At 66.1% G+C, this 26903-nt stretch carries 18 protein-coding genes; 15 read left to right on the top strand and 3 right to left on the bottom strand.

What is annotated here, in order from left to right; genetic code table 11:
- Nucleotides 1–295: 295 nt before the first annotated feature.
- The 14 genes from L5G32_RS03595 to L5G32_RS03530 all read left to right on the top strand — a co-directional run bounded on the left by L5G32_RS03595 (nt 296) and on the right by L5G32_RS03530 (nt 23568).
- Nucleotides 296–1924, top strand: a complete 1629-nt coding sequence (locus L5G32_RS03595) for a SpoIID/LytB domain-containing protein (protein WP_237009660.1) — start codon at nt 296–298, stop codon at nt 1922–1924.
- Nucleotides 1925–2086: 162 nt separating this feature from the next.
- Nucleotides 2087–3286 (top strand): UDP-galactopyranose mutase, encoded by a 1200-nt coding sequence (gene glf, locus L5G32_RS03590; protein ID WP_237009659.1) that lies wholly within the window; start codon nt 2087–2089, stop codon nt 3284–3286.
- Nucleotides 3287–5197 carry a glycosyltransferase gene (locus L5G32_RS03585; protein WP_237009658.1) on the top strand — a complete coding sequence of 637 codons (1911 nt, stop codon included), beginning with the start codon at nt 3287–3289 and terminating at the stop codon, nt 5195–5197. It abuts the gene before it with no gap.
- The gene (locus L5G32_RS03580) at nt 5178–5792 is read left to right on the top strand and encodes a phosphatase PAP2 family protein (protein WP_372491627.1); all 615 of its coding nucleotides are present in this window, start codon (nt 5178–5180) and stop codon (nt 5790–5792) included. Before L5G32_RS03585 ends, L5G32_RS03580 begins: the two co-directional genes overlap by 20 nt.
- Complete coding sequence (locus L5G32_RS03575) at nt 5793–6716, top strand: decaprenyl-phosphate phosphoribosyltransferase (RefSeq protein WP_237009657.1); 924 nt, start codon at nt 5793–5795, stop codon at nt 6714–6716.
- Nucleotides 6703–8721, top strand: coding sequence for an arabinofuranosyltransferase AftB family protein (locus L5G32_RS03570; protein WP_237009656.1), 2019 nt, complete (start codon nt 6703–6705; stop codon nt 8719–8721). The genes L5G32_RS03575 and L5G32_RS03570 overlap by 14 nt, the downstream gene beginning before the upstream one ends.
- A 354-nt stretch (nt 8722–9075) precedes the next feature.
- Nucleotides 9076–10074 (top strand): alpha/beta hydrolase, encoded by a 999-nt coding sequence (locus L5G32_RS03565; protein WP_237009655.1) that lies wholly within the window; start codon nt 9076–9078, stop codon nt 10072–10074.
- A gap of 282 nt (nt 10075–10356) precedes the next feature.
- Nucleotides 10357–11796 (top strand): alpha/beta hydrolase-fold protein, encoded by a 1440-nt coding sequence (locus L5G32_RS03560; RefSeq protein ID WP_372491626.1) that lies wholly within the window; start codon nt 10357–10359, stop codon nt 11794–11796.
- Nucleotides 11797–11918: 122 nt separating this feature from the next.
- Complete coding sequence (locus L5G32_RS03555) at nt 11919–12473, top strand: hypothetical protein (RefSeq protein ID WP_237009654.1); 555 nt, start codon at nt 11919–11921, stop codon at nt 12471–12473.
- Between the two features lie 4 nt (nt 12474–12477).
- Nucleotides 12478–13473: a cutinase family protein gene (locus L5G32_RS03550; RefSeq protein ID WP_308192008.1), complete on the top strand. Its 996-nt coding sequence runs from the start codon at nt 12478–12480 to the stop codon at nt 13471–13473.
- A 123-nt stretch (nt 13474–13596) separates the two neighbouring features.
- A complete protein-coding gene (locus L5G32_RS03545; protein WP_237009653.1) occupies nt 13597–14604 on the top strand; it encodes an LLM class F420-dependent oxidoreductase in 1008 nt (335 codons plus the stop codon).
- A 112-nt stretch (nt 14605–14716) separates the two neighbouring features.
- Nucleotides 14717–16615 carry a long-chain-fatty-acid--AMP ligase FadD32 gene (fadD32, locus tag L5G32_RS03540; RefSeq protein WP_237009652.1) on the top strand — a complete coding sequence of 633 codons (1899 nt, stop codon included), beginning with the start codon at nt 14717–14719 and terminating at the stop codon, nt 16613–16615.
- Between the two features lie 93 nt (nt 16616–16708).
- On the top strand, nt 16709–22003 hold the full coding sequence (gene pks13 / locus L5G32_RS03535) for a polyketide synthase Pks13 (protein ID WP_237009651.1): 5295 nt from the start codon (nt 16709–16711) through the stop codon (nt 22001–22003).
- Nucleotides 22000–23568 (top strand): acyl-CoA carboxylase subunit beta, encoded by a 1569-nt coding sequence (locus L5G32_RS03530; RefSeq protein ID WP_237009650.1) that lies wholly within the window; start codon nt 22000–22002, stop codon nt 23566–23568. Before pks13 ends, L5G32_RS03530 begins: the two co-directional genes overlap by 4 nt.
- 146 nt (nt 23569–23714) lie before the next feature.
- Here L5G32_RS03530 and L5G32_RS03525 read toward each other — a convergent pair whose 3' ends face one another.
- Together L5G32_RS03525 and L5G32_RS03520 are read right to left on the bottom strand one after the other, a co-directional pair.
- Complete coding sequence (locus L5G32_RS03525; protein WP_237009649.1) at nt 23715–24464, bottom strand: DUF4352 domain-containing protein; 750 nt, start codon at nt 24462–24464, stop codon at nt 23715–23717.
- Between the two features lie 111 nt (nt 24465–24575).
- Nucleotides 24576–25352: a TSUP family transporter gene (locus L5G32_RS03520; protein ID WP_237009648.1), complete on the bottom strand. Its 777-nt coding sequence runs from the start codon at nt 25350–25352 to the stop codon at nt 24576–24578.
- An 84-nt stretch (nt 25353–25436) separates the two neighbouring features.
- Between L5G32_RS03520 and L5G32_RS03515 the strand changes: the two genes are divergently transcribed.
- Nucleotides 25437–25907 (top strand): DUF2231 domain-containing protein, encoded by a 471-nt coding sequence (locus L5G32_RS03515; protein ID WP_237009647.1) that lies wholly within the window; start codon nt 25437–25439, stop codon nt 25905–25907.
- Between the two features lie 39 nt (nt 25908–25946).
- Here L5G32_RS03515 and L5G32_RS03510 read toward each other — a convergent pair whose 3' ends face one another.
- Nucleotides 25947–26798: a hypothetical protein gene (locus L5G32_RS03510; RefSeq protein WP_237009646.1), complete on the bottom strand. Its 852-nt coding sequence runs from the start codon at nt 26796–26798 to the stop codon at nt 25947–25949.
- Nucleotides 26799–26903: the final 105 nt, after the last annotated feature.

Genomic DNA, 26903 nt, shown 5'->3' with positions numbered 1-26903 from the left:
TGGGTCTCGACTTCGCTCGACCAGCGGGTGGGTCTCGACTTCGCTCGACCAGCGGGTGGGTCTCGACTTCGCTCGACCAGCGGGTGGGTCTCGACTTCGCTCGACCAGCGGGTGGGTCTCGACTTCGCTCGACCAGCGGGTGGGTCCTCACTCGAACTTGCGTTCTATAGACGTGACTCGGTTGTGACCGCGTGAGCTTGGCGCGGACGCAGTTTGTTCACTACTGTCACAGGAGTCCCACAAGTCACACGGGCCACAGGAGATGTATCTGAGGTCCCGCCCAAAGGGGTTTGCAGTGCCGAATGTCCGACCGAGCCGCGCCAAGAAGAGAACTCTCACTTTCGCCGCACTTGGGCTGGCCCCTGCGCTGGTCGCAGGCGGCCTCCTCGTCGGCGGCACCGACCTCCTCGACGGAGACGTCGGCCTCGCTGCTGATTCGTCCATCACCCTGGTCGGGCACGGACACGGTCACGGCCGAGGTCTCGGACAGTGGGGCGCGTACGGCTACGCCAAGAAGGGGTGGTCTGCGGATCGAATCCTGCGTCACTATTACGGCAACACCACCGCGGGGAAGGTGGGCAAGTCCGACGTCACGGTCTCACTCAGTGAGAAGAAGTCGGTCAGTGTCCATGCGGCAGCGGGAATGCGCGTAGGTGGCCAGACGGTGGCTCCCGGGCAGGCGGTCAGCCTGTCCGGGGGTAACGCCACGATCACCCGAGGGTGTGGCGGCCCCGTCGTCAAGACGGTCCCGGCAACCCAGGTCGATCCGATCAACACCGCGCCGAACCGTCCCGCGAACGAACTCCTCACCTTCTGCGCAGGCGACGAGGCATACCGCGGATCCGTCGGCCTCGGCTCGTCGGGTGTCGTCAACAAGCTGCACGTCGACGACTACGTGAAGGGTGTGATTCCGAAGGAGTCCATGCCGTCGTGGGGTGACACCGGCGGCTTCGAAGCGCTCAAGGCGCAGGCGGTCGCCGCCCGGTCGTACATCCTCGCCGGCCTGGAACAGGGCCGCAAGATGGACAACACGCAGTCGTCGCAGATGTACCACGGTGCGGGCGGTGAGGATCCGCGCACCAGTCGGGCGGCCGACGCAACCGCCGGACAGATCCGACTCCTCAACGGCAAGCCGGCTCTCACCGAGTTCTCGGCGTCCACCGGTGGCTACACCGCGGGCGGAGACTTCCCGGCGGTCGTGGATGCGGGCGACTCGATCTCCCCGACCCACAACTGGAAGGCGACGGTCAGCGCCGGGAGCATCGCGTCGGCCTTCGGCGTCGGCTCCCTCAAGAGCTTCGAAGTCAGCGAGGCCAACGGCCTCGGCGACGGCAGCGGCCGCGCCGTCAAGGTCCGGGTGGTCGGCACCAACCGGACGGTGGAAGCGACCGGCGACCAAGCGCGCACCAAGCTGCAGCTCAAATCCGACTGGTTCTCGGTACAGGGCCAGAAGTCGATGCCGAAGATCGTCAAACCGAAAGTCGGTCCTGAGGCGCCCGGCGGCGGTGGTGGACTCCTCGATCTCTCGCCGCTCACGGATATTCTGAACAAGGTCGTCCCGGGTCTGTCCGCGTTCGGCATGCCCGGCGACATCGACGGAATCACCAGTCAGATGCAGCCGCTGATCCAGAAGCTGATCGAAGAGGGCACGAAGGCACTCGACCTGAAGGCCGCGGCACTCGAACGTCCGGTCAACCGGGAACGCAGCGACAACAGCCAGGGATCAACGGGCACCGTCAGCGCGCCCGAACTCATCACCGACGGCCACGGAATGCAAGGTCTCGTCCAGGTGCTGGAGAACGGCGTCCTCTACTTCAGTCCGTTGACCGGCGCGCACGCCCTGTTCGGCGACGCACTCACCGACTACCTGGCCCAGGGCGGCCTGGAGAAGCTCGGCTACCCGAATCGCGACGGGCTGCACTGATCGACACCGGACTGACGATCGGCGCTGGGGTAAGACCGCCCAGCGCCGATCGTCAAGTTCTGGGCCGATCAGTCCCCGTGTGATCCGACCGACTGTGATCTGCCGCCCGCCCGACCGTGTGCTCGGCGAATACTCAGGTTCAGTCCGTTACCCTGACCTGTTGTGACGAACAACAGTGAATTCGATCTGATCGTCGTCGGCTCCGGGTTCTACGGCCTGACCGTGGCAGAGCGAGCAGCGACCCAGCTCGGACAGCGAGTGCTCGTCCTGGACCGGCGCGACCACATCGGCGGAAACGCCTACTCCGAGGCCGAACCCGAGACGGGCATCGAGGTCCACAAATACGGTGCGCACCTGTTCCACACATCCAATGAGCGGGTGTGGGAATACGTCAACCAGTTCACGGACTTCACCGGTTACCAGCACCGCGTGTTCGCGATGCACGACGGCCAGGCCTACCAGTTCCCGATGGGGCTCGGACTGGTGTCGCAGTTCTTCGGTCGGTACTTCTCGCCGGACGAGGCGCGTGCGCTGATCGCCGACCAGGCGTCGGAGATCGAGTCGACGGAGGCGGCGAACTTCGAGGAGAAGGCGATCAGCCTGATCGGCCGCCCGCTGTACGAGGCGTTCATCAAGCACTACACGGCCAAGCAGTGGGAGACGGACCCCAAGAACCTGCCCGCAGGCAACATCACCCGCCTGCCGGTCCGCTACACCTTCGACAACCGGTACTTCAGCGACTCCCACGAGGGTCTGCCCGTCGACGGCTACACCGCGTGGCTGGAGAACATGGCCGCCGACGAGAAGATCACCGTGCGTCTGTCGACCGACTGGTTCGATGTACGCGACGAGCTGCGTGCAGCGAACCCGGACGCGCCCATCGTCTACACCGGCCCGTTGGACCGCTACTTCGACTACTCGGCAGGCCGCCTCGGGTGGCGGACCCTCGAGTTCGAGACGGAAGTGCTGCCGACCGGGGACTTCCAGGGCACGCCCGTCATGAACTACAACGACGCCGATGTCCCGTTCACGCGGATCCACGAGTTCCGCCACTTCCACCCGGAACGCAAGGAGTACCCGTCCGACAAGACGGTCATCATGCGTGAGTTCGGCCGGTTCGCCAAGGACGACGACGAGCCGTACTACCCGATCAACACCCCGGACGACCGCGAGATGCTCGCCGCCTATCGCGAACTCGCGAAGACCGAGACCAGCGACAACAAGGTTCTGTTCGGCGGCCGCCTGGGCACATACCAGTACCTCGACATGCACATGGCGATCGCCAGTGCCCTGACCATGTTCGACAACACGTTGGCCCCGCATCTGCGAGACGGTGCGCCGCTGACGTCGGGAGCGGAGTAGATGAGCAACTCGGAGACGGGAACCAAGAGCGCGGCCGTCAGCCTTCTGCAGCGGGTCATCTTCCCGCGGCCGGGCGAACCGCTCGACGTGCGGTCCCTCTACCTGGACGAGGCGGAGACCAACAGTGGGCGCGCCCATGCTCCGAGCCGGACGAGCGTCAAGCTGGGAGCGGACTCGGAAGCGAGCTTCGCCACCTACTTCAACGCGTTCCCCGCGTCGTACTGGCGGCGCTGGAGCGTCCTGGAATCGGTGGTCCTGCGAGTAGAAGTCACCGGCACTGCTCGCGTCGACCTGTACCGATCGAAGATCGACGGTTCGCGTATCGGCATCGGCGGCGACCTCGTCGAGATCGGCGAGGACGGAACCGGAGTCATCGAACTCGAGACCGATCTCGGCCCGTTCGAGGACGGCGGCTGGATCTGGTTCGACGTCACGACCGACACTGAGACCGAGATCGTGTCGGCCGGCTGGTACGCGACGATCGAACCCGCCGGGAACGACCGCGCGGGCGTCACCGTCGGCATCCCAACCTTCAACCGCCCGACTGACGCCGTCGCGGCACTGGCCGCGCTCACGTCCGACCCGCTCGTGGACGGTGTGATCGACGCCGTCATCATGCCCGACCAGGGCACCAAGAAGGTCGTCGACGAGCCCGGATACACCGACGCCGCGACTGCGCTCGGCGACCGCCTGCGCATCTTCGACCAGGGCAATCTCGGCGGATCCGGCGGGTACTCGCGCATCCTCTACGAGGCGCTCCGCCTCACCGACAGCCCGTACATCCTGTACATGGACGACGACATCATGATCGAGCCCGACTCGATCCTGCGTGCCCTCGCCATGTCGCGGTTCGCGAAGAGCCCGATGCTCGTCGGCGGCCAGATGCTCAACCTGCAGGAGCGCAGCCACCTGCACTGCATGGGCGAAGTCATCGACCGCAACAAGTTCATGTGGACCGCGGCACCGCACGTGGAGTATGACCACAACTTCGCCAAGTACCCGCTCACAGACCGCGAGAACTCGCAGCACCTGCACCGACGCATCGACGTCGAGGGCAACGGCTGGTGGATGTGCATGTACCCGCGCGAGGTCGCCGAGACGATCGGACTGCCTCTCCCGCTGTTCATCAAGTGGGACGACTGGGAGTTCGCGCTCCGCGCGGCCAAGGCCGGCTACCCGACGGCGACCGTCCCTGGGATCGCGATCTGGCACATGGCGTGGAGCGACAAGGACGACGCCATCGACTGGCAGGCGTACTTCCATCTGCGGAACCGGCTCGTCGTCGCATCGATGTACACCGACGGTTCCATCGACAGCATCCTCAAGTCGATGGCCAAGGCGACGGCCAAGCACCTGCTCTGCCTCGAGTACTCGACGGTGGCCATCCAGAACGAGGCGATCCGCGACTTCCTCGCCGGACCCGACCACATCCGATCGATCCTGCCGACCGCACTCGGCAAGGTCGCGGGCATCCGCAAGCAGTACTCCGACGCGGTGGTTCTGCCGTCCGCGCAGGAACTGCCGCGCACGTCCGGTGAAGCCACCGGCTTCGGTGTCAGTGTGCCCACCGGGCCCGTGGCCAAGGCAAAGACTCTGGTGAAGGCGATCGCCAACAACGCGCGGCCGGCCGATCCGCGGCACCACGAGGTGCCGCAGGCCAACTACCCGCCGATCGAGGCGCGCTGGTTCTCCCTCGGCCGAGTCGACGGAGTCACCGTCACGACCGCCGACGGTCGCGGAGTCGTCTACCGCAAACGCGACCGCGACACGATGATCGCGCTCGGCCGCGAGTCTGCAGACCTCGTCAAACAACTGCGGGAGCGCTTCGACGACATGCGGACCGAATACCGTGACGCGCACAGCGATCTGGTGAGCAAAGAGAGTTGGGCCCGTGTCTTTGGAATCGACTAACGGCCGGGAATCGACTGACGGCGGGGAATCGACTGACGGCCGGGAATTCACCGACTCGCCCGCGACCGGCGAGGCGGCACTGCTCGTCGCCGTTCAGTCGGCGATCGCCGATCGACCCGGCGTGCTCTCGGGTGCGCGCGGACTCTCCCATTTCGGTGAGCACTCGCTCGGCTGGCTCGCGCTGGCCGGAGCGGGAGCCCTCCTCGCGCACCGTCGTGGCGACACCGTCGCGCGGCGCCGGTACGTCGAAGCGGGCGCAGGCGCGTTCACGGCGCACGCGGCGTCGGTCGTCGTCAAACGGATCGTGCGTCGTCGACGTCCGAACCACCCGGACATCCGAGTTGGCGTCGGGACGCCGAGCAAACTGAGCTTCCCGTCGAGCCACGCGACGTCGACGACCGCGGCAGCGATTCTGCTCGGTCGGGCCGCCGGACTGCCGATGGTCGCACTGCCCGCGGCGCTCGTGCCGCCTATGCTCGTTTCACGTTTGGTGCTCGGCGTCCATTACCCTTCCGATGTGGCTGCGGGAGCGATCGTCGGGGCGCTCACGGCCGGAGCGGTCATCGTCGCCGACGCGAAGAACGAGGAGCAGTAGATGAGCGAGGAGCCGAACGACACCGGCGTGACAGGTCCGCCGAAGAGTCTTCCGGCAGGACTGATCAAGGCGATGCGTCCGCGTCAGTGGGTCAAGAACGTCCTTGTGCTGGCGGCGCCGATGGCGGCGGGCAGCGACACGTTGACCGACGGTGCGGCCATGGGCCGCGTCGGCATCGCCTTCGTCGCCTTCTGCCTCGTCGCATCGTCGATCTACCTGATCAACGACGCGCTCGACGTCGAAGCCGACCGGGCGCACCCGACCAAACGCTTCCGCCCGATCGCAGCGGGAGTCGTACCGCGCAACCTCGCATTCGTGCTCGCCGTAGTACTCGCAGTGGCCGGGGTCGGCATCGCTGCTCTCGCAAACTGGCAGACCGCCGTCACCATCGCCGTCTACCTGGGCATCCAGCTCGGCTACTGCTTCGGCCTCAAGCACCAGGCCGTCATCGACGTCTGCATCGTCTCGTCGGGCTTCCTGTTGCGCGCAATCGCCGGCGGCGTGGCCGCCCAACTGCCCGACGGACTGTCCCAATGGTTCCTCCTCGTGATGGCCTTCGGCTCGCTGTTCATGGCGGCGGGCAAGCGCTACGCCGAGCTTCAGCTCGCCGAGCGCACCGGAGCCAAGATCCGCAAGTCGCTGCAGTACTACACGACTACCTACCTGAGGTTCGTCTGGACGCTGTCGGCGACCGCCGTGGTCCTCTGCTACGGACTGTGGGCCTTCGACGCGAGTCACGAAGAGAACGTCTTCTATGCGATCTCGATGGTTCCGTTCACGATTGCGATCCTGCGGTATGCCGTCGACGTCGACGGCGGCCAGGCCGGCGAACCCGAAGAGGTCGCGCTCGGCGACCGCGTCCTGCAGGCGCTCGCGATCGCGTGGGTGATTCTCGTGGGTGTGGCCGTCTATGTCCCGGTCTGACACTGAACGTTCGACGCCTGGGAGCTCGCCGACCGGAGGCTCGGCACCGCGTAAGCGGCTGATCGGCCCGGTCGCGAGCTTCTCTGTCGGGGCGATCGCGGTGACCGTCCTGTTCGCGATCGGCGCCTGGCAGCGACGCTGGATCGCCGACGACGGTCTGATCGTCCTGCGCACCGTCCGCAACCTGCTGGCCGGTAACGGTCCGGTCTTCAACGCAGGAGAACGCGTCGAGGTCAACACGTCCACGGCGTGGACCTACATCGTGTGGTTCTTCTCGTGGGTCACCGGAGCCGAACAGACCGAGTACGTCGCGCTGTGGGTGGCCCTCGTCCTGTCTGTGTCGGCGATCCCACTCGCCATGTACGGCACCGCGCGCCTGTACGGGACGACGGTGACGTCCGCGGGCGTCGGTCTGCTCCTGCCGCTCGGCGCAGTCGTGTACATCGCGGTCCCGCCTGCCCGCGACTTCGCGACGTCCGGTCTGGAGAACGGTCTGACGATCTTCTGGGTCGCGGCGCTGTGGTGTCAGCTGGTGGCGTGGGCGCACCGTCGCGGCACCGAGCCGACGACGTGGTCGCGTACCGCCTTCCTGCTCCTCTCGTTCACCGCCGGACTCGCGCCGCTGGTCCGTCCCGAGGGCGCCGTGCTCGGTGCCCTCGTCCTGCTGGTGCTGTTCTGTTCGCCGATCGGCGTGAAGATGCGGATCGCGATGGTCGTCGTCGCGGGCGTCCTCCCGGTCGGGTACCAGATCTTCCGCATGGGCTACTACGCGGTGCTGGTGCCGAACCCGGCCATCGCCAAGGACGCGAGCGGATCCAAGTGGTCGCAGGGACTGGAGTATCTCGGAAATCTCTTCGGTCCGTACGTCCTGTTGATCCCGGTGATCATCGCGGTGGTCGTCGGCGTGATCCTGGCGGTCCTCGCCACAGTGGGCCGTCCCCGTTCCGACGAACCGATTCGTGTCGCCGAACGCGACGAGGACGTGCCCGACGTCCTCGACGACCACGCTGCCCCATCGACGCGCGAGCGTTTCACGAAGCGGTCCGCTTCGTTCTCCGCCGGGCTGCAGAGTCCGCGCGCGGTGGTCGCGACCATGGTGCTCGCGGGACTCGTTCTGTCGGTGTACTGGGTGCGCCAGGGCGGCGACTTCATGCACGGTCGCGTCCTGCTCACCCCGCTGTTCATTCTGTTGCTGCCGGTCATGGTGGTCCCGGTCGTCGTTCCCGCGACGCTGCGGACTCGAGACGCACGCGTGCGGCTCGGTGCCGCGGTCGCGGTGCTCGCCGGTGTCGGAGCCACCGTCTGGTGGGGCGTCGCAGTGCACGCGAACACGCTGCCCAACGCGGGAACCACGATCGGCCGCAACGGCATCGTCGACGAGCGGACGTTCTACACCACCAACATGGCGAACGAGAACCCGGTGACCGCCGAGGACTATCTCGAGTATCCGCGCATGCGGGCGATGGTCGAGAAGATCCGTGAGGTGCGCAAGACGGGCGGAATCATTCTGCCGTCGCAGAACTACGACGAGTGGTACGTCGCCGCACTGCCGGACACGATGCCGCCGGAGACCACCGTCTACTTCCTCAACCTCGGTATGACGAGCATGAACGCGCCGTTGGACGTGCGGGTGATCGACCAGATGGGCTTGGCGTACCCGCTGGCCGCGCACACGGCCCGCCTGGAAGACGGCCGGATCGGACACGACAAGGACTTGTCGAGCGCCTGGGTCGTCGCCGAGTCAGGCGGTGTGACCAACAGGCCGGGTCTGCCTGCGTACATGTCGAGCGATCAGGTGAAACTGGCGCAGGTCGCGCTGACCTGTCCGGACACTCAAGAGCGGTTCAAGTCGTATCAGGGGACGTGGAGCTTCGCGCGGTTCAAGGCCAATCTGTCGGACTCTGTGCACTTCAACGGCTATCGGATCGCGCGTCAGCCCGAGTACGAGATCTTGCGCTGCGGTCTGCAGGAGCCGACGAATCTGGACGAGAAACAGCCCAGATGAGTCGGTCGGCGTTGATGAGAGGTAACACAACGCAGCCTGTGATCTATATGAGTGACAGATGTGACAATGGCTTGCCGTTGTTTGTCTCGAAACGGTAACGTCCATTCGCGGTTGATCGATAGAAGTGACAGAGTTCGACCCCGTTCGGGGCGAGCGCGAACCGAACGGCTGGAACCAGTACCGACACGCGTGATTAGAGTCACAGCGTTTGGGTTGGGGTGTTGCTCTAGATAAGCTTCGTCCATCCGATGTGGATGTGGCGTGTGTGAATCGCGAGCGGCACCGGCCGACAGACGGTCCGCGGGCAGAGGAGCTGCCCACGGGTCGTGAACAACGTTAGGGAGATTTCAGTCAATGCGTGAAGCGAAGAGCACGCGGCGCCTCGGGCGCAAGCTGACGGCGGTAGTCCTCGCGGTCGTCACCGCAATGAGCTTGATGTCCACGTCGATCGGCTCGGGCAAGGCCGAGGCGGCACCGGGCTTCCAGGAGTTCTGGATCGACGCCTGCGGTATGCCGACCAACGGTGCGTTCGGCAACAAGTCGATGAAGCCGGGCAAGGTCAAGGTCCGCGCCTGGAAGAAGGGCGGCAACAAGCGCACGGTGATCCTGCTCGACGGCATGCGCGCGCGGTACGACCGCAGCGGCTGGGAGATCGAGAGCAACGTTCAGAACCTGGTGAACCACGGCGTCAACGTCGTCGAGCCCGTCGGTGGCCCGAACAGCTTCTACACCAACTGGGATGCTCCCTCGAACTTCAACGGCCAGAAGAAGCGCTACATGTGGGGCTGTGTCATCGACAACCGTCTGGTGCCCGCCCTCCGCAATAAGGGCTTCGGAAGCAAGGGCGGCAAGTACGCGATCATGGGTCTGTCCATGGGCGGTAGTGCCGCGCTCGTCCACGCTGCCAAGCGCAAGGACCTCTACTACGCTGCAGGCTCGCTGTCGGGCTACAACTTCCTGACCGCTCCGGGCATGCGCACCATGCTCCGCGCCGCGATGCTCGACGTCGCCCCCGCCCCGTGGAACATCGACTCGATGTGGGGCCCGCCGTGGAGCCCGCGTTGGGCCGCGAACGACCCGGCACGCATCATCAACCAACTGCACGGCCTGAAGCTGTACATCGGTGCGGGCAACGGTCTGTTCGGGCGCTACAACTACCCGCAGAACATCATCGACGACTTCTTCAAGGGCACGCCGCTCGAGCTGCTGGCGTTCGCTCAGACGAAGGCCTTCGAGCTGAGTGCGACGGTCCAGGGTCTGCGTCCGATGACCTACTACGCCAACGGCACCCACGCCTGGGGCTACTGGCAGGACATGGTCTGGAACGCACTGCACCGCGGCTTCTTCCGCTGACCCGAGTCTGACTCGCTTCGAACGAGGCGCCTCCCGTACGGGAGGCGCCTCGTTTTTCCGTGTCTTCGTTCAGGTGCCGCGCGGGATCGCTGTGCCCCGCCTGTGTGACCCGTTTCAGTAAAACCCCAGGTCGCTACGAACCGAATGAAACATTAGTCACACAATTCACACGAGTAACAGCGTGGCGCGCACAAAACCCTCTACCTTCAGTGTAGAAATTTCTCAGACGCGCGCGCAGAAGTGCGTGCAGAGACTGACCCGGGGCACCTCGAGGAGCACGAAGTGAAGATCTGGAAGACGGCGGCGATGCCGCGCAAGGTCGTGGCGGCCGTGGCCATCGCCGCGAGCGCGACACTCGTGGTCGGCGGTGGGCCCGTCGCCCACGCCGACCCGAAGCCCGCGCCGACCACGCAGGTGGCGCCGAAGACGCCGAAGAAGGCGCCGAAGACGAAGAACTCACGTCCGGCGCCGAAGAAGGACGACGAGCGCAAGCCTGCGCCGAAGAAGACCGAGCCCGCGACGGTCACGAAGGTCAACTGGTACTCGGCGCACCGCGCCGCAATCTGGGTGCACTCGCCTGCGATGAACACCGACATCCAGGTGCAGCTGCTGCTGGCCCGTGACTGGTTCGCCAAGCCGAAGGAGAAGTTCCCTCAGCTGACCATGCTCGACGGTCTGCGAGCGCAGGACGATCAGAACGGCTGGATCCTCAACACGAACGTCGAGCAGTTCTTTGCCGACAAGAACGTCAACGTGGTCCTGCCGGTCGGCGGTGAGTCGAGCTTCTACACGGACTGGAAGGAACCCGACCGCGGCAAGAACTACAAGTGGGAGACGTTCCTGACCAAGGAACTGCCGCCGATTCTGGAGAACGACTGGCGTTCCACCGACGTGCGTGCCGTAGAAGGTCTTTCGATGGGCGGTTCCGCCGCGATGATGCTCGCGGCGCGCAACCCCGGCTTCTACAAGTTCGCCGGCTCCTTCTCGGGCATCCTGCAGATGACGTCGTACGGCATGCCGGAGGCGATCCAGTTCGCGCTGCGCGACGGCGGTGGCTACGACTCGTCGAAGATGTTCGGCCCGCCGAGCGATCCGGCGTGGAAGGAGCACGACCCGTATCTGCTCGCCAAGGAACTCAAGGGCACCAGCCTGTACATCTCGTCCGGCAACGGCGTCGTCGGCCCGCACGACAAGCCGTCCGACATCCCGATGCTCGCGACCAACTACTCGGGTGTCGGTCTTGAGGTCCTCTCCCGTGTCACCAGCCAGCAGTTCGCCTCCAAGCTGAACCGGCTCGGGATCCACGGTCAGGCCGTCTATCGCCCGTCCGGCACCCACACGTGGCCGTACTGGCAGTTCGAGATGGTCCAGGCGTGGCCGCAGGTGGCCGGGGCACTCGGACTGTCCGGCGACAAGGTCGCGTGCACCGTCGGCGGCGCGTTCAAGAAGGCCCCGCAGATTCGCGGTCTCGGCGGCTGCCTCACTCCCGAGTACGCGGTGCCGGGCGGTCGAGCACAAGACTTCCGCAACGGACGCATCTTCACCGGCCCGAAGGGGCCCAAGGTGGTCGGCGGTGCGATCGGCGGCGTGTACGTGCCCGCGATGGAGCGCCTCGGTCTCCCGACGTCCGACGAAGAGACCGGACGTAACGGAGTCAAGTTCAACACGTTCGAGCGAGGCAAGATCGTGTGGACGCCGCAGTCCGGTGCCCGGGTCGAGTGACCGCCGATTTAGTGATATGACCCACCACCTGCCTGAACGCTCCCTGAGTATTGCCCGTGGCTTCCTCGTGGGGATCGGTTCGCAGGCCTGTTTCACCAGATCGTGCCGGTAAGGTCGCAGACATGAGTGTGAAGTTCTTCCGCCTCGCGGCGATCACCGGTGCAGCGCTGATCGCCGTCGGCGCGCTGGCGGCGTGCAACGACTCGACGACCACCAGTGCGCCGATCGGCACCGACGCCGTCACCACGACGTCGGTCGACGGATCCTCCTCGTCGAGCGTGTCGAAGTCGGCGGACGACTCGGAAGCGTCCAAGGAAGCCGAGGAGGGCGCATCGCGCGCCAGCTCGTCCGCGCCGGAGACCAAGCCGAACTCGTCGACCAAGGTGCCGAAGAACTTTCCCGGCGTCACCACGCCGAGCGGGACCAAGCTGACCGATTCGGAGAAGGCGTACCTCGCCGATCTCAAGCGTCAGAAGGTCGAGTTCATGGGCGACACCGACAACAACGTCGCGCTGACCATGGGGAAGTACGTGTGTGCCCAGCGTGAGCAGAAGACCGACTCGACGATGATCAAGGCGTTCGTGACGGCAGCGATCGGTCCGATGACCGATAACGAGGCCCAGGCGAAAGACCGTGCAGGCAAAGTGATCCGCTCCGCGGACCGGAACCTCTGCTGAGCGGGTGAGCAAGAGAAAAGCCAGTCGGAAGAGCGGGTCGCCGTTTCGGCGGCTCGGCAAAGCCGCACTGATCGTCGCGGCCCTCGCGATCGCGGCCCTCATACTGATCGTGATCCTGGTGGTCGTGCTTCTCAAGCCCGCCCCTCCGGAGCCGGGCGGGCCGCCGACCGCTCCGCCGAAGTCGAGTGCGCCGGAGCGTCCAGACACCCAGCCTGCCGACTGCTCGGACGTGCTCGCGCTCGTCGTGCCGGGCACGTGGGAGTCCAGCGCACGCGACGACCCGCATGATCCGACCGCCAACAAGCGTTCGCTCATGCTGAAGGTCAGCTCGCAGTTGCAGGAGAAGTTCCCGGAGAGCACGGCCGACGTGTACACGGTGCCGTACATGGCGAAGTTCCGGAACCCGGCCGACATCGGCGACCGACAGGCGACGTACAACACCTCGCGTGCCCAGGGGAAGCGCCGCGCCGAAGAGAAGATCAGCAAGACGTCGGAGCACTGCCCGCTGACTAAGTACGTGCTCATGGGCTTCTCCCAGGGCGCCGTCATCGTCGGCGACATCGCATCGGACATCGGCAACGGCCGCGGCCCGTTGCCTGAACAGGATCAGGATCTGGTCCTCGGCGTCGGACTGATCGCCGACGGTCGTCGACAGTCCGGTCAGCAGAACGACGTCGGACCGAGCCCGAAGGGCGTCGGCGCCGAGGTCTCGCTCGGCGGCGTGGGGTCGCTGATTCCCGGCACCACGATGACCGGTGCACGATCGGGCGGATTCGGGTCGCTGCAAGAGCGCACCTACTCGATCTGCGCGAAGGGCGATCTGATCTGTGAGGCTCCGACGGTCACCTCGCCGTTGAAAGCCATCGGCCAGTTCGCGAATGCGGCTACCAACCCGGTCCACGCGATGTACGCGACCACTCGTTACTGGGAACTCGACGGCGACACGGCAACGCAATGGATGACCGCCTGGGCTTCGGGTTTGATCCGCGAACAGACCTGACGCGCGGGTAATATCGCCGCTGTTCACGCCGTATGGTTGGGAAGGCGTGGTGTACCTGCGGTAACCTGCTCGGGTTGAGGCCCCGGCCGACCGGCGGGGGCCCCTGAAACGAGGAGACGTTGCGTGAGTACACCCGACTCGACGACGCATGACGCGGCCGGGCTGCGTAAGTTTCGGTTCGGTGCAGGCGGCGAAGGGAACAAGGACGAGGGCGGAGCCCGTAAGTTTGTCAAACTCGCCCAGACCGCCGAAGAGTACGGGTATGACACGTTCGCGATCCCGGATCATCTCGGCAACCAGGTCGGTCCGCTCGCGGCGCTGGGCGCGCTGTCGCAGGCGACCAGCACCATTCGGCTCGCGACGTCCGTCCTCGCCAACGGCTTCCGCCATCCCGCCGTCCTCGCCAAGGAGGCGACGACCATCGACGTCCTGTCGAAGGGCCGTCTGGAACTCGGCATCGGCTCGGGTTGGATGAAGGAGGAGTTCGACAAGGCAGGCATCGAGTTCGGCTCGCCGGGGGAGCGGATCCGTCGACTCGACGAGTCGTTGACCATCCTGGACCGTCTGATGCGCGGCGAGACCGTCGATTTCGACGGCGAGTTCTACACGATCAACAATCTGACGGGCACCCCTCGGCCGCGTCAGGGACCGCGACCGCCGATCGCCGTCGGTGGCGGCGGGCCGAAGATGCTGGCGTTGGCGGCCAAGCACGCCGACATCATCTCCGTCGCGACCGGGACCACGAAGGACGGACTGCTCCGTCTGTCGGATATGACGATCGAGAAGACCGTCGAACGAGTGGACCGGATCCGGCAGGCTGCGGGCGAGCGGTTCGACGAGATCGAACTCAACTGGACCATCGCGACCATCGTCGTCACCGACGACCGGGTCGCGACGGCGGAGATGGCACTCAAGGCCCTCGAACAGGGGTATCCGCCGAACATCGCGCGCGACGTCGAACTGAGCGTCGACGACATCCTGGCGTCGCCGTATCTGGCGTTCGGCACGTTCGAGGAGATCGCCGAACAGATCCGTGAGGTCCGTCGCCGGACCACGATGAGTTACGTCGGGATCTTCCCGACTCAGATGGATGCTTTCGCACCCGTCATCCCGCTTCTGCGGGGAGAGTAGAATCAACGAGGTTTTGCGTGTGAACGGGGACCGGCGCGGATGCAACCGCGACGTCGAGCACGTGACGAAGACACCGAACACCGCGGTCGCGAGCCGCGGACAGGAGTAATGGATGCTGAACACCGAGCTCGAGCAGTTCCTCGACGCCACCGGCAATCTCCGTTTCGAAGACGATGCGACTCTCGTCGACTATGTCGAGCGCAACGTCCGCGAGAACGGCGACACTCTCGCTTACCGCTACCTGGACTTCAGTCGTGAGCGCGACGGTGAGGCGATCGACCTGACGTGGGCGCAGTTCGGCAAGCGGCTGCGCGCCGTCGCGGCCCGCCTGCAGCAGGTGACGAAGCCGGGCGACCGTGTCGCGATCCTCGCGCCGCAGTCGCTGGAGTACGTGATCGGGTTCTTCGCATCGCTGTATGCGAGCACCGTCGCGGTTCCACTGTTCAGCCCGGACGAGCCCGGACACACCGACCGCCTCGTCGGCGTCCTCGCCGACTGCACGCCTGCCGCGATCCTCACGTCGACGAAGTCGGCGGAAGCGGTCCGCGACTTCTTCTCCGACCGTCCGGCCAAGGAGCGTCCGCGCGTCATCGCCGTCGACGCGGTCCCGGACTCGGTCGGTTCGGCGTGGACTCCGCCGGAGGCCAGCCGCAACAACCTCGAGTCGGTCGCGTACCTGCAGTACACGTCCGGTTCGACGCGCGTGCCCGCAGGCGTCGAGATCACGTATCAGGCAGTGGCGGCCAACGTCCTGCAGATCTACGACTGCATCGAGATCGACCGCAATGCGCGCGGCGTCACCTGGCTGCCGATGTTCCACGACATGGGACTCCTCACGGTGATCCTGCCCGCGCTCGGCGGCCGATACATCACGATCATGAGTCCGATGGCGTTCGTCCGTCGGCCCGGCCGGTGGATCAAGGAGTTGGCGGCAGACGCCGACCACTCGCCGACCTTCGCCGCCGCACCGAACTTCGCATACGAGCACGCCGCCGCGCGCGGGTTGCCGAAGGACGGGGAAGAACTCGACCTGTCGAACGTGATCGGACTGATCAACGGCTCCGAGCCGGTCACCGTCAGCTCGATGCGCAAGTTCAACGAGGCATTCGGGCCGTACGGACTGTCGGAGAAGGCCATCAAGCCGTGCTACGGCATGGCTGAGGCGACGCTGTTCGTGTCGGCGACGCAGCGGGACAACAAGGCGAAGATCAGTTACGTCGACCGCGACAAGCTGAACGCGGGCGAGTTCGTCGAGGTCGACGAGAACGCCGAGAACGTCGTCGCGCAGGTCTCCTGCGGTCAGGTCGCGCTGAGCGAGTGGGCCGTGATCGTCGATCACGACACCGCGACCGAGCTCCCCGACGGTCGGGTCGGAGAGATCTGGCTGCACGGAATCAACATGGGCGTCGGCTACTGGAACAAGGACGAGGAGTCCCGCGAGACGTTCCAGAACGTGCTGACCAACCCGTTGCCGGAGGGCAGCCATGCCGAGGGCACGGCAGACGGCAGCACCTGGATGCGCACCGGCGACTACGGCGTCTACCACGACGGCGAGCTCTACATCACCGGCCGCGTCAAGGACCTGGTGATCGTGGACGGCCGCAACCACTACCCGCAGGATCTCGAGAGCAGCGCCGAAGACGCCAGCGTAGCGATCCGCCCGGGCTTCGTCGCGGCGTTCGCGGTCCCGGCCAACCAGCTGCCCGACGAGGTCTTCGAAGGCGATTTCAGCGGACTGACCCGAGACCCGGACGACGCGTCCGAGCAACTCGTCATCGTCGCCGAACGCCCGGGACGCAAAGCCGACCCGCAGGAGGTGGCCGACGCGGTCCGCGCGACCATCGCAGGCCGCCACGGTGTGATGGCCCGCGACGTGCTGTTGGTGCCGAACGGTTCCATTCCGCGCACGTCGAGCGGCAAGATCGCCCGCCGTGCCACGAAGACCGCCTACATCGACGGGACGTTGCGCGGCGGCTACCAGCAGACCGCGTTCCCGGACACGGGCGAATAAGTCATTCCAGCAGCCCGGTGCGTCGCGAATGCGGCGATGCACCGGGCTTGTCTGTTACCACGCGTCGGGGGCCGAGCAGTAGGGTGAAGAACGATGTCTGAGAACACTCCCACCGGTGCGTCCGGTGTCCCGGAAAACGCAGGCGAGACCGCAGGCGGCCTGACAGTCGACGAGTTGCGAGACTGGCTGCGTCAGTGGGTCGCGACCGCGATCGGTCAGTCGGTGGAGACGATCCCCGTCGAACGTCCGATGGAGGAGTTGGGACTCTCGTCGCGCGACGCCGTGGCCCTCGCCGCCGACGTCGAAGACAAGACCGGTGTCATCCTCAACGCGACGGCTGTCTACAACCACCCGACGATCGCCTCGCTCGCCACCCGCATCATCGAGGGTGATCCGGAAGCCGACCTCGACGTGGAGGCCGACCGCTACTGGGAGCGTGAGCGCGACGACGCAGACGACATCGCGATCGTCGGTATCGCGACCCGCTTCCCGAAGGCCGGTGACACGCCGGAGTCGACGTGGCAGGCCCTGATCGGCAATGTCGACGGCATCTCCGATCTGCCGGATGAGCGGTGGGGCGAGTTCAAGGCCGACCCGCGACTGGCCGAAGCCCTCGAGAACGGCAACGTCCAAGGCGGATACCTCGACGACGTGGCAGGTTTCGACGCCGACTTCTTCCAGATGTCCCCGCGCGAAGTGGAGAACGTCGATCCGCAGCAGCGCCTCGCGTTGGAGTTGACGTGGGAGGCCCTCGAGCACGCCCACATCCCGGCCAGCGATCTGCGCGGCGGACAGGTCGGCGTCTTCATGGGCACGTCGACCAACGACTACCAGCTTCTCGCGACTCTGGGTCTCAACGAGGGCGCCAGCGAGACGGCGGCGTACGCGTTGACGGGCACCGCGACGTCGATCATCGCGAACCGTGTCTCCTACTTCTTCGACTTCCACGGGCCGTCGCTGGCGATCGACACCGCGTGCTCGTCGTCGCTCGTCGCCGTCCACGAAGGGGTCCGCAGCCTGCGCAGCGGCGACTCCGACGTCGTGATCGCGGGCGGCGTCAACATGCTGATCACCCCGGCGGCCACACTCGGCTTCGATCAGATCGGCGCGATGGCGCCCAACGGACGCATCAAGGCGTTCTCGTCGGACGCCGACGGCATGATCCGCTCGGAGGGCGGCGGCGTGTTCGTCCTCAAGCGGCTCGCCGATGCGCGCGCCGACGGCGACCGAGTACTGGCCGTCGTAGCCGGCAGTGCGGTGAACTCGGACGGTCGGTCCAACGGCATCTTCGCCCCGAACCCGGAAGCTCAGGTCCAGGTCCTGCGGTCCGCATACCAGGATGCGGCGATCGACCCGCGCACCGTCGACTACGTCGAGGCGCACGGTACGGGCACGGTCCTCGGCGACCCCATCGAAGCGGATGCGCTCGGACGAGTCGCCGGCCGCGGCCGTCTGCCCGGGTACCCGATGCTCCTCGGTTCGGCGAAGACCAACTTCGGCCACATGGAAGCCGCCGCAGGTGCGGGCGCTCTCGCGAAGGTCGTCCTCTCGTTGCAGAACGACGAGCTGCCGGCGTCACTCAACTATGTCGGACCCAACCCGTACATTCAGTTCGACGCCACCAATCTGAAGGTCGTCACCGAGAACTCGCCGTGGCCGCGGTATTCGGGTCACGCGATCTCCGGCGTGTCCGGCTTCGGCTTCGGTGGCACCAACGCGCACTTGGTGGTCCGCGAGGTCCTGCCGGCCGATCTCGTCGAGACCGTCGATGCAGGCGCTGACACGACGTCGGTCGCGGCTGCCCCGGTCGTCGACGCCGATGACGATGACGACGAATACTTGACCGAGGCCGAGCGCGCCGTGCTCGCCGCGCAGGCGGCACGCGCTCCCGAACCCGTCGCCGTCGCCGAGACCGATCCGGCTGACGGATTCGCGCCGGCCGCGGTCGAGGGCGCCGTCGTGCCGCTCGTGATCTCCGGCTTCCTCGCGTCACGCCGACGCAAGAGCGCCGCCGACCTGCTCGCGTGGCTGGAGTCTGACGAGGGCAAGACGACCCCGCTCGTCGACATCGGCCGCACGCTGGCGCACCGGAACCACGGTCGTACGCGGTCGGTCGTCATGGCGCGGACCTACGAGGACGCCGTCAAGGGCGTGCGTGCCGTCGCCGACGGCAAGGCGCTGCCCTTCGTGTACACGTGCGACGCTCCCGATGCCGCATCTGCGGTCTGGCTGCTGTCCGGATTCGGTTCACAGCACCGCAAGATGGCCAAGCAGCTGTACACCGAGAACCCGGTGTTCGCGAAGTACGCCGACCGCGTCGACGCGATCATCGAGCGTGAACTCGGCTACTCGATGGTCGAGATCTTCCTCGACGACGAGCAGACCTACGCGATCGAGACCGCGCAGATCGGCATCTACCTGATCCAGGTGGCGCTGGCCGACACGATGGCGCATCACGGTGCGACGCCCGGCGTGCTCGTCCCGCATTCGATGGGCGAGGCGTCGGCGGCCTACCTCTCTGGCGGACTCTCACTCGAGGACGCGACTCGGGTCATCTGCCAGCGTTCGCGACTGATGGGCGAGGGCGAGTCGATGCTGGTCGGCGACGACATCCGTCTGATGGCTCTCGTGGAGTACAGCGCGGACGACATCAACGACGTCCTCGTCGACTTCCCGGACTTGGAGATCTGCGTCTACGCCGCGCCGACCCACACGGTGATCGGCGGGCCGGAGTCGCAGGTCGACGCGATCGTCGAGCGGGCCGAGGCCGACGGCAAACTGGGTCGCAAACTGCAGACGAAGGGCGCGAGCCACACGTCGCAGATGGATCCGCTGCTCGGCGAGCTGTCGTACGAGATCACCGGCATCGAGCCGCAGCGTCTGAACGTCGGTCTCTACAGCTCCGTCGATCGGGAGGCTTTCTACCGGGCTGGCCACGAGCCGATCCACACCATCGACTACTTCCTGAAGGGCCTGCGCCACAGCGTCTGGTTCGCGCAGGCCATCGCGAAGTCGGTGGAGGCTGGGCACCGGACGTTCGTCGAGCTGTCGCCGAACCCCGCAGTGCTCATCTCGGTCGCCGCGACGACCTTCGGTGCAGGCGTACACGACGCGGAACTCGTCGAGACGCTCCGCCGCAAGGAAGACGAGAGTTACGGCCTGGTCAACGCGCTGATGAAGCTGTACGTCCACGGTCATCCGGTGGACGTGGCGTCGCTGTTCGGCTCGGGCCAGGACGTGTCGTTCGCGAACATTCCGCGTACCCGCTTCGACCGCAAGCCGTACTGGCTGTCGGCGACCGTCGCGAGCGGCTCGGGCACCGGCACAGTCCCGGGTGCGCACGTCGGGCTTCCCGACGGGCGTCACGCGTGGTCGGTGAGCGCGTCGGCGGTCACCGATCCTCGCGAGTTGGTGCTGGCCGCGGCCAAACACGTCCTCGGATCGGACGCCGCCGTCGCGGCGACGGAGTCGGTGCGGCCGATCCCGTCGCAGGGCACGGTCACGACGACGTTCACCCGCCATCCCGGCGGTGGCGCGATCACCGTCCACGCCGACGCGGACAGCGCGCACGCCCTTCTCTTCGAGGCCGCGGTCACCGGTTCGGCTCTCTCCGCTGGTGGAGCGGATCCCCTTTCCGCTGGTCGAGCGGAGTCGAGACCTGATGCCGAGCTTTCCGCCGCTGGTCGAGCGGAGTCGAGACCCGACAACGTGATCGTCGAAGACGAGATCGTCGACGACATCGGCGACAAGTGGAGTCCGGAGTCGGGCCAGAGTGTCGGCGATCGTCTGGCGATCATCGTCGGCGAGTCGATGGGCTATGACCCGGAGGACTTGCCGCGGGAGATCCCGCTCATCGAGCTGGGCCTCGACTCGCTCATGGCGGTCCGCATCAAGAACCGTGTCGAGTACGAGTTCGACATCCCGCAGCTCCAACTCCAGGCGATGCGTCAGGCCAACTTCGGCGACGTCGAGAAGTTCGTGCAGTTCGCGGTGACCCACCGCGACCAGCTCGACACTCTCAACGAGCAGGTGGCCGCAGGCGGCGAGCTCGACACCGCAGCCCTCAACGATTATATCGACGAGGAGCTCGCGAAGGAGGCTGCGGCCCCGGCCGAGCCCACCCCGTCGGTCGAGCCTTCTCCGCTGGTCGAGCGGAGTCGAGACCCCGAGCCCACCCCGTCGGTCGAGCGGAGTCGAGACCTCGAGCAGAGCGAGCCCACGACGCCTGACGCCGAACCGACGGATCTCTCGTCGCAGGCCGCGGTCGCCGAGGCCGCCGGGTCGGATGTCCCGCCGCGTGATGCCGCGGAGCGTCTGACGTTCGGTGCGTACGCGGTGGTGACCGGGAAGTCGGCGGGCGGCATCTTCAACAAGCTGCCGGTGCTCGACGAGGAGACTGCGCAGAAGCTCACGGATCGTCTCAACGAGCGGACGGGCGGCGAGGTCGACGTCGAGGACGTCCTCGACTCGGAGACCATCGAAGAACTGTCCGACTATGTCCGTCAGCAGATGGACGACGCGGGCGACGTCGATGGCTTCGTCCGGTATCTGCAGGTCCCGTCGAAGGACGGGAAGCCGCAGCACGTGTTCGACACGACTGCGGGCGACCCGGCTCCGATGCTGTTGTTCCACCCGGCGGGCGGCAACACGACGGCGTACGAGGCGCTCGTGAAGCGTCTGCCCGACGATGTGCCGGTGATCGGTTTCGACCGGGTCGAGGGAACGATCGCCGAGCGCGTCGAGCAGTATCTGCCGAAGCTCCGTGAGATCGCGCCGCACGGCCCGTACGTGCTGGTCGGTTGGTCGCTCGGCGGCGGACTCGCGTACGGCGCAGCGCAGACGTTGTCGGCGGCAGGCGAGGAGGTCGCGTTCGTCGGCCTCATCGACGTGGTGCGGCCGAGCAAGGATGTCCCGGACACCCCGGAGAACAAGCGGGCCCGACTGGAACGTTGGAAGAACTTCGCGGTCAAGACCTATGGTCTGGACGAGAACATCCCGGTGCCGATGGATCGTCTGGTCGACGCGGACGACGACGAGCAGTTCGCGATCATCATGGAGATGATGGCGATGTCGGACGCGAAGATCCCGGGCGGCATCATCGAGCATCAGCGGACGTCGTTCATCGACAACCGCGTGTTGAGCAACATCAAGCCGACGCGCTACGACGGCAAGGTGGTCTTGTACCGCGCCGACAAGATGCACGACGGTGCGATCGAGTTGGAGCCGCAGTGGGCGGAGATCGACGAGGACGGCCGGTGGGGCGAGGTCGTCGACGATCTGGAGATCTTGCACATCGGCGGCGATCACCTCGGCATCGTCGACGAGCCGCACATCGCGAAGGTCGCATCGGACTTGCGTAAGCGTATGGAAGAACTGGAGACGCCGTGACTGATAACCCGACAGCAGGCAATACGACTGCAGGCAAGCTCGCCGAGCTTCGGCAGAAGCTGGCGGTCGCCGAAGAGCCGGGCGGCGAGCGGGCTGTCGCCAAACGCGCCAAGAAGGGCATCCTCTCGCCGCGTAAGCGTCTCGAGCTGCTGTTCGACGAGGGCACGTTCGTCGAGGTCGGCGCGTTGGTCAAGGCTGCGGGTGCGGACGACAGCGGGTTCGGCGACGGTGTCGTCACCGGCCACGGTCTGGTTCACGGCCGCCCGGTCGCTGCGTTCAGTCACGACCAGACGGTGATGGGTGGCAGCGTCGGCGAGATGTTCGGCCGCAAGGTGTCGGCGCTGATGGAGTGGGCAGGCAAGCTCGGCTGCCCGATGGTCGGCATCAACGACTCGGCGGGCGCCCGCATCCAGGACGCGGTCACCTCACTGGCCTGGTACGCGGAGATGGGTCGCCGCAACGATCTGCTGTCCGGTCTGGCCCCGCAGGTGTCGGTGATCCTCGGCAAGTGCGCAGGCGGTGCCGTGTACACGCCCGCGAACACCGACATCCTCGTCGCCGTCGAGGACAAGAGCTACATGTTCGTCACCGGACCGGACATCTTGAAGGCGGTCAACGGCGAGGAGATCTCGGCGGAGGATTTGGGCAGCGCTCACAATCAGGCGCGGTGGGGCAACATCCACCATGTCGCCGAGGACGAGAAGGCCGCGTTCGAATGGGTTCGCGAGTACCTCCAGTACATGCCGTCGAGCGTGTACGAGCAGCCGCCGGTCATCAACCCGGGCCTGGAACCGGAGATCACCGAGTCGGATCTGAGCTTGAACGAGTTCATGCCGGACAGCGACAACGCGGGTTACGACATGCACGACATCATCCTGCGGTTGTTCGACGACGGCGCATTCCACGAGGTCGCGGAGATCTTCGCGCCCAACATCCTGACCGGTTTCGCGCGCGTGGACGGCCACAGCGTCGGCATCGTTGCGAACCAGCCGAACGTGATGGCCGGAACCTTGGACACGGACGCGTCCGAGAAGGCGACCCGGTTCGTCCGCATCTGCAACGCGTACAACATTCCGCTGGTGTTCTTGGTGGACACTCCGGGAATCCTGCCGGGTGTCGTCGAAGAGCAGAAGGGCACGATTCGTCGTTCGGGCAAGTTCTTGTACGCGTACGTCGAAGCCGACGTGCCGAAGGTTACGGTCGTCCTGCGCAAGGCCTACGGCGGCGCGTACGCGGTGATGGGCTGCAAGCAGTTGGGCGCGGACATCAACTTCGCGTGGCCGACGGCGAAGATCGCGGTGATGGGTGCCGAGTCGGCCGCCGTCATGCTGACTCGCCGTCAGACCGAGGGACTGTCGGTCGCCGACGCCGACAAGGTGCGCCGCGACTTCATCGACTTCTACAACGTGATGATGGCGAACCCGTACCTGGCCGCAGAGAAGGGGTACATCGACGCCGTCATCGAGCCGTCGCAGACTCGCCTGCAGCTCCGTAAGGCTCTCGCCCAGTTGCGCGACAAGACGGTCATCCGCACCGAGCGCAAGCATTACCTGATGCCGATCTGACCTGACCCTCGCTGGTCGAGACTGGTTCCGCTGGTCGAGCGGAGCGTTCCGCCGCTGGTCGAGCGGAGTCGAGACCTTTCGTTGCTTCACGTGTGGATCGTTACCCGAATCGGGTAACGATCCACACATGTAGTCGGCGCCGGGCACTACTTGAGTGAGACGTCAGCGCCGTCGGAGAACATGGAGTCGTGTAGTTCCATCGATGCGGGCTTCGCATTCTTCGGCATGTCGAAGACGAGTTTGATGCTCACAGTGTTGCCGGGGTTGATGCTGTCCCAGATTGCGATGTCACTGCCGCCGAGAGCGACCTGCGCGGTGGTGTCGGTCTCGAACTCGCGACCCTGTGAATCCTTCAGCTTCTGGTCGCCCGGGCTGAACGACTGCGCCTTGTCGCCGATGTTCTTCACGGTCAGGGAGACGACGACGAACTGGCCCTGGGCCTGTTCATTGAGGTAGGGGTTGTCGCCTACTTCAGAAAGTCCGCTCTCGACGTCGGTCACCACGAACTCGAACTTTCCGTCGCGAACGGGCGTATTCATGGCCGCGGCATCGGAGCCGTTGTCTGTCTGCTCTTCGTTCCCGGCGCCGGTGCCGGCGTCGACGGCGTCGACGGCGTTGGCGGTGTCTCCGGCCGACGAGGAGTCTTCACCGCCGCCACTGGTCGCAGCGATGATGATGATAAGGACGACGATGGCACCGAGTATCCACGGCCATTTCTTGGTCTTCTTCTTCACCGGCGGCGTGTAAGGCATCCCGCCCTGCGGGGCTTGCTGATACTGGGCATTCGGGTACTGGCCGCTCGGGTACTGGTGGGCCGGGTACTGGGGATTCGGGTATTGGGCATCCGGATACTGGGGGTCAGTCGGGGTCGGGCCGGAAGGGGGAGCGTTCGTCACTCGGTATTCTCGATTCTGACTGTGTCACGCATAGGGGGATAACGTGACGCAAGCCTAGCGAGGCATTTATTACGAATATCACTATCGTCTGAATGATGTACTTTGTTCGGACTACGAGAACTGGTCGTACGACAGCTTCACCGCCATGACGACCACGACGACGAGCAGCGCGTAGCGGACGATCTTGGTGCCGCTCCCGAGGACGAGGCGTGAGCCGAGGACCGAGCCTGCGATGTTGGCGACGGCGAGGATCGCGCCGAGCAGCCACATGACGTGTCCCTGCGATGCGAAGACGGCGAGCGCGCCGACGTTGGTCGCGGTGTTCGCGACCTTCGCTATCGCCGCCGACTGCAGGAAGCTCTGATGCAGAAGAGCGGTGAGGGTGATGATCAGGAACAGCCCGGTTCCGGGGCCGAACACGCCGTCGTAGAAGCCGATCACGGCGAGGGCTCCGACCGCGACGACGAAGCGGATACGCGAGACCGGTTCGCGTGACTCGTGGGTCGCCCCGAACTGCGGACGCAACGAGACGAAGACGCCGACCGCGAGCATCAGGACGATGACGAACGGCCGCATCACATCCGAACTGACGGCAGACGCAGCGAGCGCGCCGCCGACCGCGGACAGTCCGGCGACGGGAACACTGATCGCCACGAGCCGACGGCTGACCGTCACCTTCCGCAAGTACATGAGCGCAGCTGTCGCCGTGCCCCAGACCGCGGTCAGCTTGTTGGTGCCGAGGGCGGTGGCAGGCGCTGCGGCGGGGAACGCGATCAGCAGTAGGGGGAGGAGTACGAGCCCGCCACCGCCGACGACGGCGTCGATCCACCCTGCGACGAGCGCTCCGCCCGCGAGTAGCGACAGCAGCGGCAGGCTCGGTAGGTCCACGGCAGTCAGACTACCGAGGTCTCGACTCCGCTCGACCAGCGTGATCGCCCAGCGTCGGCCGAATGATCGTGCTTAGCTTTGCCAATGGACACCATCGACGGTCTGCCCGTGCACCCGCTCATCGTTCACCTCGTCGTCGTCATCGTGCCGTTGGCGGCACTCGCCGTGATCGTGGCCGCCGTGTGGCCGCGCGCGAGGGCCTGGATGGGGCCGATGCCCGCGATCCTCGCGCTCATCGGGCTGATCGTGACCCCGATCGCGACCACTGCGGGTGAGAACCTGGAGCATCGGCTGGGACTGGCGTCCCCTGCGGTCGAGGAGCACACGTCGGCGGGCGACGTCGTGATCGTCGGGACCGGATGCCTGTTCGGCGCCGCCGCACTCCTGTACTTGATCGGCTTGCCGCTGGTGACCGAACGATTGAAGCTGTCGCCGTCGGTCGTCAAAGCCGTCGACGTCGTCGCGCGAGTCCTCGGTGTCGTCGCGGCGATCGCCGCGGTCTACCTCGTCTTCCGAGCGGGCGACACTGGAGCGCGCGCCGTCTGGGGCGTTTAGTCCGAGACTTACGACCACATAGTGGTCGCAAGTCTCGGATCACGTAGACCAGTCTCGGAGTGCGCAGTCGGGCGCGGCGCACGGATGGGGTCTGCCGGTCCATCCCTCCTGAGCGAGGACGAGCGCGATCTTCAGCGCCGTCGAACACTTCCGCTCGAGGACTTGCCCCCAACCGACGCGTACCGTTCGACGACCGGCGTGGACGGCCGCGTCCAGATCGCGTTCCAGGTCCAGATCGCGTGACACGGGGTCGACGTGCCCGAGACGACCGTCCAGTTCGACGACGAGGCCGAGGTCGGGATAGTCGGCGTCGCGGAACCCGGGCCGACCGACACCGGTCGGAGCCTGCCGGATGGGCGTCGGGAGTCCGTGTGCGCGTTCGACGTCCGTCAGATAGGCATGTTCCAGCACCGAGCATGCGCCCTGCGCGACGTCGGTGAGGACCTCGCGCAGGAAGGGCGCCCGGCGAATGCGACCGCGCCGCGCGAGCGCCTCGAGCAGGCGGTCCGCCGTCGTGATCCGGCTCTGCACAGCGTCGGACAAGTGCGCGACGGCACGAAGTTCGGTGCATGCGCCGGATGCGACGTCGAGGACCGTCTCCTCTGTCCGTACGCGTGGCGGGCTGGTGTCGAGGGTGACGTCCGACAGGTCGGCGCGGTAATGGACGACGACGCCGGATCTGCGTCGCACGTTGCGGTGACCGTCGACGCTGACGTGGATCGGTCCGCGGGAGGTGCCGTTGCCCGACACGGCGTCCAACGCCGAGTCATGGCTCAGCGCCGACGGCGTGGTGTCCAGGACCGCGCACCACGCGCGTTGAATCCAGGTCAACTGGCCGGTGTGGGCGACGTAGACGCCGCGGTGGACGGCGACCCATCGTTGGCGACGCAACTGGCTGTGTGGATAACCCGCTCGTCCGAGACTTGCGACCACTATGTGGTCGCAAGTCTCGGGAGGCCAGCGGCAAAACCGGGGACTAGCCCCGACCGCGCCCAG

Origin of the sequence: Gordonia zhenghanii (assembly GCF_021738965.1) — a bacterium.
Lineage (GTDB): Bacteria > Actinomycetota > Actinomycetes > Mycobacteriales > Mycobacteriaceae > Gordonia > Gordonia zhenghanii.
Note: the sequence above shows the minus strand (reverse complement) of the source record. Positions and strands in the feature narration are given on the sequence as shown.